This is a genomic window from Winogradskyella sp., from assembly GCF_013213835.1.
Lineage (GTDB): Bacteria > Bacteroidota > Bacteroidia > Flavobacteriales > Flavobacteriaceae > Winogradskyella.
On record NZ_JABSSU010000004.1, the window covers coordinates 255,072 to 268,232 of the forward strand.

The 13,161-nt window shown below is 32.7% G+C and carries 10 protein-coding genes and 1 tRNA gene; 2 read left to right on the forward strand and 9 right to left on the reverse strand.

Features of this window, described 5'->3' with window-relative positions:
* Window positions 1-12: 12 nt before the first annotated feature.
* From HRU50_RS06960 to HRU50_RS06975, 4 genes are all read right to left on the reverse strand, one after another.
* On the reverse strand, window positions 13-465 hold the full coding sequence (locus HRU50_RS06960; protein WP_296349597.1) for a 6-carboxytetrahydropterin synthase: 453 nt from the start codon (window positions 463-465) through the stop codon (window positions 13-15).
* A 99-nt stretch (window positions 466-564) separates the two neighbouring features.
* Entirely contained in the window at window positions 565-744 is a 180-nt protein-coding gene (locus HRU50_RS06965) for a hypothetical protein (RefSeq protein WP_296350175.1), read from the reverse strand.
* Between the two features lie 21 nt (window positions 745-765).
* Window positions 766-2,100 (reverse strand): MATE family efflux transporter, encoded by a 1,335-nt coding sequence (locus tag HRU50_RS06970; protein ID WP_296349600.1) that lies wholly within the window; start codon window positions 2,098-2,100, stop codon window positions 766-768.
* Window positions 2,097-2,597 (reverse strand): GNAT family N-acetyltransferase, encoded by a 501-nt coding sequence (locus HRU50_RS06975; RefSeq protein WP_296349603.1) that lies wholly within the window; start codon window positions 2,595-2,597, stop codon window positions 2,097-2,099. The genes HRU50_RS06970 and HRU50_RS06975 overlap by 4 nt, the downstream gene beginning before the upstream one ends.
* 36 nt (window positions 2,598-2,633) lie before the next feature.
* Here HRU50_RS06975 and HRU50_RS06980 point away from each other — a divergent pair, with 36 nt between their 5' ends.
* Window positions 2,634-3,431 (forward strand): universal stress protein, encoded by a 798-nt coding sequence (locus tag HRU50_RS06980; protein WP_296349605.1) that lies wholly within the window; start codon window positions 2,634-2,636, stop codon window positions 3,429-3,431.
* Between the two features lies 1 nt (window position 3,432).
* A tRNA-Ala gene (locus tag HRU50_RS06985) sits at window positions 3,433-3,506 on the forward strand.
* A gap of 30 nt (window positions 3,507-3,536) precedes the next feature.
* Here HRU50_RS06985 and HRU50_RS06990 read toward each other — a convergent pair.
* The 5 genes from HRU50_RS06990 to HRU50_RS07010 all read right to left on the reverse strand — a co-directional run bounded on the left by HRU50_RS06990 (window position 3,537) and on the right by HRU50_RS07010 (window position 13,087).
* The gene (locus HRU50_RS06990; protein ID WP_296349607.1) at window positions 3,537-4,379 is read right to left on the reverse strand and encodes an alpha/beta fold hydrolase; all 843 of its coding nucleotides are present in this window, start codon (window positions 4,377-4,379) and stop codon (window positions 3,537-3,539) included.
* On the reverse strand, window positions 4,379-7,135 hold the full coding sequence (locus tag HRU50_RS06995) for a PD-(D/E)XK nuclease family protein (protein ID WP_296349610.1): 2,757 nt from the start codon (window positions 7,133-7,135) through the stop codon (window positions 4,379-4,381). Before HRU50_RS06995 ends, HRU50_RS06990 begins: the two co-directional genes overlap by 1 nt.
* 67 nt (window positions 7,136-7,202) lie before the next feature.
* Window positions 7,203-8,600, reverse strand: coding sequence for an OmpA family protein (locus tag HRU50_RS07000; RefSeq protein WP_296349612.1), 1,398 nt, complete (start codon window positions 8,598-8,600; stop codon window positions 7,203-7,205).
* 124 nt (window positions 8,601-8,724) lie between these two features.
* Window positions 8,725-9,918, reverse strand: coding sequence for a glycine C-acetyltransferase (gene kbl, locus HRU50_RS07005; protein WP_296349615.1), 1,194 nt, complete (start codon window positions 9,916-9,918; stop codon window positions 8,725-8,727).
* A 43-nt stretch (window positions 9,919-9,961) separates the two neighbouring features.
* Window positions 9,962-13,087 carry an exodeoxyribonuclease V subunit beta gene (locus HRU50_RS07010; RefSeq protein WP_296349617.1) on the reverse strand — a complete coding sequence of 1,042 codons (3,126 nt, stop codon included), beginning with the start codon at window positions 13,085-13,087 and terminating at the stop codon, window positions 9,962-9,964.
* Between the last annotated feature and the right edge of the window lie 74 nt (window positions 13,088-13,161).

Here is a 13,161-nt window from a genome sequence, read left to right on the forward strand (position 1 = left end):
TGGTGTATATTCTTATTCATTGTCAGAGGCAAACCATTCAGCAAAACTGCTAGCCGTTTCTCTGAGCCTCAAGGAATGTAAAGTTAAATGTTCTGGTAAACGCGATTTTATTTTATCTGCAAAATCTATAATCATATTTTCGGTAGTAGGTTGGTAATCTACTAATAAGATATGATGGCCTAAATCAATGAGATTTTGAGCAAGTTCTTTATGAGGTGTATTTTGATTAAAAACCATAGAATGATCAAATACATCTACGATTTCATCGTTCACTATTTTTTTTAAATCTCCAAAATCTATAACCATGCCACATTTTACATTCGTTGTGTCCGAAATAGGTTCGCCTATAACCGTAACATCTAAATGGTAACTATGCCCATGAAGATTTTTACATTTTCCGTCATAATTATGAAGCGCATGACCAGCTTCAAAAGAAAATTGCTTTGTAATTCTTACTTTGCTCATTACCTTCTTTTATTTCTGTTATAAAAATAAACTACTACTAATACTACACCTAGTATTAGAAATAAACCATTTCCTCCTAAAAAGTTAAGAATATCCATCTTACTCGTCGTTTAATCTTTTCTTATTATATCTGTAAATGAGATAAGCTATAATTACCAATACCACAAACGGTAACATTGAACCAATAAAAACACCGATACCATAACTACTGTCAGGTGCGTCTTTTAGCTTTTCCTCAATGTTTGAGTCTTGTAATAGTGTGATTAGAAAATACATCATTTTCAGAAACTTTCGCCAAATTTAAGTCTTTTGTGCTAGTGGTTTGAATGTTTTTCGGAATTTTATGATTAATGGCAGTCCTCTGGCGATAATCCACAGTGTAAATGCAGTAAAAATACCATAAAGTTTAAGTTCTAATTGGTCTGTGGTAAATATTACAGGAATAAACACCAACAAGGTTGAAAATAACAATACATTTCTTAGATATTGCATTTTACCTAAACCTTTAAAAACACCATCAAAAATAAAGGCTAAAGCACAAAGTGGTTGCATAGCAAGTATGATCCAAAAGACCTTATAAAATTCATTTAAAACAGTCTCGTCGTCTGTAAAAATGTTTCCAATAGGATAATAGAAAAGTGCTCCAATAGCTCCGATAATTATTCCCACAACAACACCATATTTTATGAGTTTATCGCTAAGATTAATGAGTGTTTTATAGTCTTTTGCACCAAAGAGTTTTCCTGATAAAATATTACCTGCGCTGGCATAACCATCAATTAAGAAAGCGCCTAAAAACCAAAGGTTAATAGCTATGGTATAAGCTGCAATGTAAGTGGTGCCATATTTTGTGGCAAAACTGGTCCCGAAATAGAGCGCTACATTTAGTGCAATAGTTCTAATAAAGAGATTGGCAATCATAATGATGAAACGATTAATTTCTTTATTAAATGGGAACTTTACCAATAATGGAATATCAGTTTTTTTCAGAATAAAATAGGTAGATAATAATGCCATGATTATTTGCGCTAATACGCTAGAGTAAGCTGCACCTTTAATGTGCATTGCCGGAATGTAGCCTTCAATTCCATAGACAAAAACGACATCTAAAATAATGTTTGCAACTGCACCAGTAATTGCAATTATCATTGGATGATACGTGTCTTGCAAACCTCTAAATGTCCCAAAAACAGCAATTGTAAATAAGGTAAAAGGAAAACCAAATACACGTATTTGATAATAGTCTACACTATAATCTAAAATAAGGTTTGACGCATTATAAAGCTTAAAAATCTCAGCAGCAAAAGGATAAGTAACCAAGATTATTAAGAGACTTAATGAGGTGATGATAAATATGGCTTGTGCTGGCAGATTTTTAACTTCACTAAGTTTATCAGCGCCTAAATATTGAGACACAATTGAAGAAATGGCGCTACGTGTTTGCCCCAAAACCCAAATAAGCATTGATAAAAATGTGGTTACAATACCAACTGCCGCTAATGACTCAGTAGGATTTATATCCATATTACCTATAATCGCTGCATCTGTCAACGATAAGATTGGCTCAGAAATACCTGAAATTAATGCAGGTATGGCGAGTTTATTAATGTGTTTTAAGTTAATAGGTGTGCTCAAAGTACCAATTCGTAACAGTGAAAAGGCAACTCACTTTGCTTTGGAAAGTAAATATCGCCTAATCGTTTATAACCGCGAAGTTCGTAAAACTTTTGGTTTCTTTTGTTCTGTGAAAAGGTGTCTAATCTAATAGAACTATAGTTGTTGTCTATAGCATATTGTTCAGCAAAATTCATAAGTTTTTGGGCATAACCTTTGCCTTGCAATTCAGGATGAATAGCCAAACGATGAATGTAAATATTGTTTTTGTTTTCGGTAAGCCACTTTATAGGAATGTATTCTTCATCCATAAATGTAGAAACGACAATAGTGCCTTTTACTTTCTCATCAATTTCTAAGATATAAAGCTCTTTGCGTTGTATGTCATTTTCAAAAGCAGAGGCGTTTGGGTAATGCTCATTCCACTGGTAAATACCTTTAGAAATCATGTGTTTAGCACATGCTCTGCACATTTGCATTATAGGTTCTATATCTTTCGGGCTTCCTTTTCTTATCATTAATAATGTTTACTTTTGTGTTAAAATCATTTTACCATGAAAACAATATTAGTTCCGGTTGGCTCTTCTAAAAATGCGCAATCTCATTTACAGTATGCAGTGGATTTTGCCAAGGCTTTTGGTGCTAGATTATATGTAGTTCAAATATATAATGTTTATACCAAAGCAGGTACTATGATTAAGGTTGATGATATTATTGAAAGAGAATCTAAGGAATTTTTAGAATCTCATGTGACTTCTATAAACACTAAAGGTGTTGAGGTGATTGCTAAAACTTTTAAAGGAAAACTTGTTGATACTATTGAAAAAATAAGCAAGGCTTTAGATGTTGATTTAATTATCCTAGAACCAAGAACAAATTCTATAAAAGAAGAAGTGTATTTGGGTAAAACTTCTGGCAAAATTGTAAAGCGTACCCAAATACCAGCATTGATTGTTCCTGAAGGTTATGTTTATAAACCTATCGTGAAAATATTGGTTGCGCTAAAGTCTGCGATTATAAGAAAGCAAGGTGTTTTGAATCCTTTAACGGCAATTAAAAACCAATTTAAAGCTGTGGTTAATATGCTTTTGGTGAAAACGCCTCATCATAACGAAGGTGATTTTGAGCTAAATGATAATCTAAAAGCCATGATTACAAATACAACATATTCTGAAAGTCCAACGACATTTCAAGGTGTGCTGGAACATTACAAAAACCACAACCCAGATTTGTTGTGTGTAGTAAGACGTCATAGAGGATTTTTTAAGAAACTATGGGAGGATGATGTAATTTTAAAGAAGGACTTCCACAGTTCAAAGATTCCTGTTTTGGTTTTAAGTGGATTAAAATAATGGGGCATTAGCTCAGCTGGCTAGAGCGCTACGCTGGCAGCGTAGAGGTCATCGGTTCGACTCCGATATGCTCCACATAGTAAAGCTTCATAGCAATATGAGGCTTTACTTTTTTATAAATTCAATAATCAGACGAGTTACACTCAAAAGTTCTTCAGAAAGCTCGTCCTTTTCCCAAGGGTGCTTTACGTTAAACACATGGTCTGCGTTTTCAATAATTTCTAGTTTCGTTTTGGGGTTCCATAGGTGTAATGCATAAGCTTCATCAATCTTTACTGATGTGTCAGTATCTCCATGAATAATTAAATGCGGAATCGTCAAACGTTTTTCTGCAGTTTCAATGTGCAATCGTTCTTCATTGGCTTTAAAATCTTCGTAAAACTGATAAAAATGCGGCATTTGTTGTTTGGTTCTACCATTAAGCACATATTTTACACCTTGTTTTTTCCATTCTTCTAGATCGCCAATTGTTGCGGTACGTTTACCAAAGTCACATACGCTTGCAAGAGTAATAAGTTTTGTAATTCTTGGGTCTTCAGAAGCTTTAAGAATTGTGATTCCACCACCACGACTGTGACCGATTAAGGTGATGTTGCTTGTGTTAACACAAGCATTATTTTTAAGTGTTTCTACAGACCAGTCTATAACATCATTTAAATCGTCTAATTCTTTGGTGTAATTGTTATTGCCAAAAGCTTCCAAATCTGGAAAATCAATAGGGTTTTCCATAGTACCGCCATTATGGGAGAAATTAAACTTTATTAGGCAAAAACCTTCTTTGGCAATGGTTTCTGCCATGTGATTCCATGCGCCCCAATCTTTGAAACCTTTATAGCCTTGACAAAAAATAACTAATGGTTGATTCTTTACATTTTCATTATAAAATGTATCTATAAGAATGGGTTTTTTATCGGCTCTGTGTAATATAAAGTTCTTTTCAATCTGCATCACTTGAGTTCTTTTTCTATAAAATCTATGTTTGGATTACAGATTTCTAGGATGAGTTTTTTTAATTCTATTTCAAAGTTGTCTAGAGTTTCTTCAGTAATGTTATGATTCTTCTTGCGAGATTTAGGGGAATCTTTTTTACCAAACTTTAAAAAGCCATTATTTAAATTTTTAAATGAAATGATTCCGGCTTCTATTGGAAGCTCAATCTTTTTCAGTTTATGCATCATATAAGCGTAGCATAGTATTTGAAACGATTTGCTATATTTATCATAATCAGTCGTAAGATCTTCCCAATTTACAATCTCAACTTTACTTTGTTCTACTTTACCAGATTTATAATCTATAACTCGTATGATGCCATTTAATTGGTCTATTCTATCTACTTTACCTTTTAGTTTCACGGGGAAATCTAATCCTTCTATATCAATTTCAATATTTTCATCAGCCTCAATGGCTATAATCTTTAATTCCTTTCCTGCTCTAAGAGATTCAATTTCGGTATTAATGAAGTTTACGATATAACGTTGCGCAATTTCAAAAATGATAAGGTTTTTTCCTTTTGTAAAATCTCCTTCTTTATACAAATCTTTAAAGTGTTTTGTAACCGTTGATTTTACTTTGGTTTTGAAGTTTTTTAGGTCTTCAATTTTAATATAATGACCTTCAAAAGGTTTATAAAAATCTTCGAGAGTATTATGAATAACAGAACCTAATGTATTTGCTGCAATGTGTTCTTCGACATCTTCAAATTGTTTTACGCCAAGTATTTTTTCAAAATAAAAGTCTAATGGATTTCTTATATAATTAGTTAGTGAAGAAGGTGAAAAACCTTTAGTTGCAACCTTTTTTAATTGTTCAATTACTAATGGTGTTTTAGAGATGTGTTCTAAAGATGCATCATAATTTGGAATGTCTGGTGCAACAATGGTATGCTTTATGTCATGAATTCCTTCAATCTCAAGTTGGGTGATAAATCTACTTTTTTCACCACCTTTTAGGGCATCAACTTCTGTATTATAAAGGATGTACACGTTTTTTGCACGTTGCAACAATCTGTAGAAATGATAAGTGTAGACAGCGTCTTTTTCTTTAAATGTTGGAAGATTATTTTCAATCTTAACATCAAAAGGGATAAAAGAATTGTTGGTTTTTCCCGATGGTAAAATGCCTTCATTAACAGAACTTATGATTACAGTTTCAAAATCTAAAACACGAGACTCTAACATTCCCATAATTTGTAATCCTTCTAAAGGCTCACCTTTAAAGTCTAGTGTTTCACTACTTAAAAGTTCATTAAATACCGTATTTAGTGCGTTAATAGAAACTAAATAGTCGTAAGTGCTATTAAGATCTGAGAGGTTATTGAATAATTTATAAAAGCGATAGAGATATTCTAATTCTAACTGATGTTTTGTTTTGTCCGCATTCAATTGTTCTTTAACCAATAAAATGATCTCTAAACAACTAGCTATGGCCTTAGTCGGTTTGTTCTCCCAAGATTGAAATAATAAGTTGATTACATTTTTATTTTGATCCGCTAAGCCTTCTAATTCTTTACTTGATAAATAGATTAAGTTATTATTCTGAATGTGATTTATTATATGCGTTGCTTCGTTTCCGTCATCTAGTTCGAATAAGACATAAAGCGCAGGATGCGATAAGATATTGACGATATCGACATGGTAAATCACATCAGATTTAGTTTTGTGGATACTGAAGAGTTGTTGAAATAACGACGCTAATGGAATGAGTTTTAAAGGTAATCCCATAGTGACATTAAGACGCTCAATTTCTTCAGGAATTGAGTTTAAAACAGGAATTAGTAGATTTTCTTCACCAAGAACAACTGCAGTGTTGCTTAAGTGAGGGTTTTGTTTTTTAAGCTGGCGGAGTAAATGACCAATATATTTGGCTTGACCGACTAGTTTAGGAATCCCAATAACCTCAATATGCTTGTTTTCTGAATAATTTGAAGTTATCCAATTGAAAGGGTTTTTTTTAAAGTAATTCCATTTTGTTTTATGTGAGCGTGTAAATAAGCCGGCGTCATGAATAGGGTCTTCAATAAATATTTTGTCTATATCCCAATAAATCAGCGCTAAATCATTTTCTAATAATCCTTGAATAATTAATGATTCGGAAGTATTAAGTGCATTAAAACCTAGAAAAACATGAGTTTTGGTTGAAGTTTCAATATACGGTTCAAGGTTTTCTGTAGCTTCCCTATAAATAAGCCCTTGATAACCTTGTTTATGGCTTAAAAGGTCATCAGTATATTTTATGTAATAAGCCTTTAATTGATTCCAGAAATTAAGATGATTTTTAATTAAATCAGTTTGGTTGTCTTCTAAAGACCAATGATCAAGAGTTTTAATTGCGTTTAGGTAATCAAAAATTTTTCCTTGGTCAATAAGATATCGATCAATCTCATTTAAATCTTGTAAAAGAATTTGAGCCCATTTAGAGAATTGATCAAAAGACTCTTGTCTGTCAGAAGGTGTTAACGCTTTATAAGTCTTAAAGAGCTTAAATAGAAGTTCTGGATTAGGAATCGTTTTGAGGCCAGATAAGTTCTCTACAAATTCTTCTATACTAAGAATTTGAGGCAGAAACATTGTGTAATCTGTGATTTCTGAAATATGATGTTTTAAAAAAGTCCCAGCACGTTTACTAGGAAGTATAAACACCAAATTGTCTAGATCTATCTCTTTCTTTTTTAGATCTAACAACACACTTTTTATAAAACTTTCCATTTTATAAAAATAAAAAACGCCCCGATAAACGGAGCGTTTTAACTAATAATTTAAGCGTGTTTTGAAATTAGTTTTTAAGCTTAACCTCTACACGTCTATTTTCTTTTCTTCCTTTAGAAGTTTTGTTAGTTGCGATTGGGTTTTCTTCACCAAAACCAGTTGCAGATAATCTCTCTGCAGAAATACCATTTGCAATTAAGTAATCTCTAACAGCATTTGCTCTCTTTTCAGATAACTTTTGGTTAGAAGATTTAGCACCAACACTATCAGTATGACCTTCTATAGAGAAATCAGCTTGTGGATACTCTTTAAAGATTGCTACCATTGCTTCTAAAACTTGATCAGTTTCTTTCTTGAAAGAAGCTCTACCACTATCAAATAAAATAGTTTTAGCATATTCATTTAAAGTTTTCATCACTTCTTCAGTAGGCTTAACTTCAGGACAACCATTGTTAGCTACTACACCAGCTTCGTTTGGACATTTATCATCTTTGTCTAATACACCGTCACCGTCAGTATCTGGCCAAGGACAACCATTGTTTGCAGCAGGACCAGCTTCGTTTGGACAGTTGTCAGCATTGTCAGCAACACCGTCACCATCAGCATCTGGACATCCCATTAAAGATTTTAAACCAGCTACAGAAGGACATTTATCATCCTTATCCATAACACCGTCACCATCAGCATCTGGACAACCGTTGAATTCAGCTAAACCAGCATCATTTGGACAATCATCTTTAGAATCTTGGATTCCGTCGTTATCAGAATCTGGGCAACCATTAAAGATTTCTAAACCAGCTTCTTCTGGACAAGCATCTTCGTGATCGTATATGCCATCACCATCAGTATCAGTTCCACCGAATTTAAATACTAATCCAGCAGAATGTTGGAAATGCTTTGGTAAATAATCTTCAAAAGCATGCTTATATGTAGATTGTACGTTAATACCTAATTTTTCACTGAACCAATATGTCACGCCAAGAGAACCGTTTAATGTACCAGCACCTACACTATCAACCCAAGTGTAACCACCACCAACACCTAAAGAAGGATCTACTTTTTTAGATTTGATTAAATCCATAAAACTATATGAAATTCTACCATCTAAAGCGTAGTACATAAGGTCATCAACTTTATTCGTACCAGCTTCCGATCCATCAGGATTTAAGTTAGTTCCAAATTTTGTTAATCTATTTAAAGATCCAGTCGCAGTAAAAGTGAATCCATCATCTAAATATTTCCCAACAGAAACAGTAGATATTGCTGGCATGATATTCCAGTGGTCTGTTAAATTAAAGTATTCATCCAAAAATGCTCCTTGCGGTGCATCTTCACCAACAGGATATGGATCAACTGCGTTTGTTCCTATGGTAATAGCCCATGGGTTGTTTTTGTCTTGAGCAAAAGCAGCACTGAAGCTCATGAAAAGCGCTACTGCTAAAAATAATCTGCTAAGATTTTTCATATTCTAATTAATTTAATTTTAAGTGTTAATTGTGTCACAAAAGTAAGTTGTTAAATTTTATTAACAAAGACAAATATATAAAAATATTGTTATAACGCCCTATAATAGTGAGATTGTCGACATTTTAAATAATCTCTAATCTTTGTCCAACTTTTATAAATGCATTTATGGTCTTATCAAGTTGTTCTTTTGTATGTGCAGCCGAAAGTTGTACTCTAATTCTTGCTTTATCTTTCGGCACTACTGGATAAAAGAAACCAATAACATAAACGCCTTCTTCTAATAACATATTTGCCATGGTTTGTGACAATTTAGCGTCATATAACATTATTGGTACTATCGCAGCATCTCCATCAATAACGTCAAACCCCGCTTTTTTCACCCCATCTTTAAAGTACTTCGTATTCCATTCGAGTTTATCACGCAATGAGGTGTCGTTCTTCAACATGTCAAATACCTTAATAGACGCACCTACAATTGCAGGTGCTAAAGAATTAGAAAAAAGGTAAGGTCGTGATCTTTGACGAAGAATTTCAATGATTTCTTTTTTGGCAGTAGTGTAACCACCCATAGCTCCACCCATCGCTTTACCTAAAGTACCTGTAATAATGTCTATTCTACCTAAAACACCTTTTTCTTCTAAGGTTCCAATACCAGTTCTTCCAATAAAGCCGGTAGCGTGACATTCATCAATCATTACTAAAGCATCGTACTTATCTGCTAAATTACAAATTTGGTCAAGTGGTGCAACTAAGCCATCCATTGAGAAAACACCATCCGTAACAATTATTTTAAATCGAGCACCATTCTCATTGGCAGCAATAAGCTGTTTTTCTAAATCTGCCATGTCGTTATTTTGATAACGATATCTCGCTGCTTTACATAATCGAACTCCATCAATTATGGATGCATGATTTAAAGAATCAGAAATAATGGCATCTTCTTTTGTTAAAAGAGGTTCGAAAACACCGCCATTAGCATCAAATGCTGCTGCGTAAAGAATTGTGTCTTCTGTGCCATAGAAATCAGCGATTTTTTGTTCTAGCTCCTTGTGAATATCTTGAGTACCACAAATAAATCTTACCGAAGACATACCGTAACCATGTGAGTCCATGGTGTCTTTTGCTGCTTGTATTACTTCGGGATGAGAAGATAATCCAAGGTAGTTATTTGCGCAAAAATTTAGTACTGTTTGTCCCGTACTAAGTGTAATTTCTGCACCTTGTGGTGAGGTAATAATGCGCTCTTCTTTAAAAAGCCCAGCATCTTTGATAGATTCAATTTCTTGCTGTAAATGTGTTTTTATATTTCCGTACATAGTTATTTAGTTAATGAAACAACAAAGATAACATTAGTCCGTATTATACTTCAACGATTTCAACATTTTCATTAATGTAGACAAGTAATTTCTTATCTATTTTGTAACCCATCGAATTAATTATAAACGCATAATCATTTATTTGATTATTGTGACTTGTTTGATGGTTTCCTGTTTTGTAATCAATAATTGAAACCTCATTGTCCTTAATATTTAATCTGTCAGGTCGAATTATAACGCTATCTTTTGTAATAATATCACGCTCGTTGAATACTTCTGATACTCCAGAAAAAAACGAATTGAGTCTAGGGTGATTGATAACGTTTTCAACAAGAGGTCTTATATCGCTTATTTGAGGAGTGCTAATATCACCTTGAGAAATGAGTTCTTCAAAGGCAAAATCAACATCCATAGTGGTTTTAATTTTAGAAAGTGCCAAGTGCACAAGATTACCGCGCTCCATTGCTCTTTTTTGTTTGGTATTCCAAAGTAAACCAGATTTTGTTACGATACTAAGGTTATGAGATTCTTTTGGTGTTGAAATTAATGGTGTTGTTTCTGCTTTATCTTCAGTCCTTTCTTGTTGTTTTAACTCTAATTCACCAAAGGTATAGGTGTTCTGATTATCTACCCATAAGCCAAATTCTTTAAGATATGATATTAACATACCAGAATATGTTTTGTTGTTAATTTCTCCTTTTGAGTTAATGTCAACTTTAGAAATAACAAAAAGATTGTTTACAGCTCTAGTTAATACAACGTACAGTAGATTAATACCATCTAATTCAAGTTGTGATGTTCTACTTTTATAGATTTCAGCGCCAACCTCTCCAAAATGTTCTACATCCTCATTAAAATTTAATAGAAGATTACTGAAACCATTATGAATAGTCTTATCAACAGGAAACCATGTTTTTGGTTCTTGTTCCTTATATATGTTTAAATCGGCAAACGGAAAAATAACAACCGGAAATTCTAACCCTTTAGACTTATGAATTGTCATTATTTTAACGGCATTTAGATGTTCTGGTGAAACAACACTCAGGCTGTCTTTCTTTTTATCAAAATATTCAAGAAATGCCATAATATTAGAACCTTCTCGTTGCGTAAATTCTAACACAACATCTAAATAAAATTGTAAAAATGCATTTGAAGTTTTGTTTAACTGAAAAGTTCTAATCACTTCTTCTACGAGTTCATAAATAGGTAAATGAAGCAGTTTTGATAGACTAATGCTTATATTTATGTCTTCTAAACCTTTAAAAATATCCTCTATATTATCTTTAAAATAAGTTGAGAAAAATAGATGTTTATCTAAAACATTTTGTTGATCTGCAATAAATGACAGAAGCTTAATTATTAGGTTTTGATTATTGGGTTGTCCAAGTACTGTAATAAAGTCATGTACAAATCTTACTTCGGGTGAATTTTTAAGTAAAAGTGTTTCAGAAGATGTAATTTTAATATTATGGTCATACAAATACTCAGCTATGGCAACACCTTCTTTTCCATTTCTAACAATAACACAGATATCTTCTAGTTTATGACCAGAATCAAGACATTTATTAATGGTTTTTAAAACCTCAGCACAGTAAATATCCACTTTATCATTATCGTTTTCAAAATTTAAAAACCTCAGTTCAACATAGCCCTTTACATCAGTTTGTGTTTCTTGTACCGATTGTTCATATAGCTTTGCGTAATCTTCATTGTGAAAATAATTCTGACTTAAGAATTTAAAAAATCCATTGTTAAAGTCTACTATTGCTTTAGCACTTCTAAAATTGTTGGATAGGTTAAGTATATTTTGAACTACCGGAAATGGTTGTGTTGTCTTATTGTAAAGGTTAACAAATTGTTCGGCATCTCCACCACGCCATCTATAAATGGCTTGTTTGGCGTCCCCAACGAGCATAGCAGACCCGTTTGTTGATGATAATGCATTATCTATAAGAGGTATTAGGTTATGCCATTGTAAAGTTGAGGTGTCTTGAAATTCATCAATATAATAATGTCTATATTTTTCGCCTAAACGTTCATAAATAAAAGGTGTTGGCTGGTCTTTTATTTCATTACTAATAATTTTATTGAATTCTGAAATAGGTAGAACGTTGTTTTCCGACTTGATAGTCTCGAGTTCTTTCTTAATGGCATTTAAAACCGATTGAGGTGTAATATTTTTATAAAGTCCTTTTTTGAGTTTTAAATCATAGACAAGTCTTTTACTGAGTTCAAAAGAGTCCTTCAGTTTAGGCTGAATTTCATTTATTGTACTTGCAATCTGGTCGCTTACACGTTTAGGATATAATGTTCCACCATTAATTAAAATGTTTTGCCAGGATGCACCATAATTAGGGTTATATTTTTTGTTTTTTAGACTTTCAAAATAGTTTGGCAAAGAACCTCTAGAGAAATCATCATATTGTAACCCGCATTCATCTATTAATGTCAAGACATCATTAGCAAGCTCAATAATTTTATTTTCAATGGTATTGATATCCGCATGTAGTTGTCGTTTTAATTTTTGGAAATCTTCTAGGTCTTTATCTTTTAGACTTTCAATGGCGAAAAGGTCGTTTTCGTTAACCAGAAGTTTTGTAATCTTGTTAAAATCATAACTGATATCCCAACTTTTGTCATCGTCGGCTTTTTCAATAGCAAATTCTAATAATACTTTAGTTAGTGTATTATCTAAACCAGCCTTCGAAATAAGACTGTCAACAGATTCCTTTAATAGCCGGTCTTGATCTAATTCTACTTCAAAATTCATTGGTAACTTTAGATCATAAGCAAATGTTCTTATAATCCTATGGGTAAACCCATCTATAGTAATAACATCAAAAGCACCATAATTATGGATAATATGTTTTAGTAGATGTTTTGATTTTGAAATTAATATTTCGGGTGATATTGCGAGCTCTTTGCAAATGTCTATAAACATTGGGTGCGGCTGAGACTTGCTTTTTTCGTTGGAAAAAAGCTTAAGCATTTCAATGATGCGTTCTTTCATTTCGCCAACCGCTTTATTGGTAAAAGTGATTGCTAATATTGACTTAAAATGGTCATTATTTTGAGATTGAATGATTTTTTTTAGGTAAGATTTAGCAAGTGTATAGGTCTTACCACTTCCAGCCGATGCGTTATATATTTTAAAGTCTGATTCTTGCAAGAGAAAATTTTTATACCAAAATAGGTAATCTTAATATTTTATTTAGAACTTGTTAATATCTATATCTTAAATTT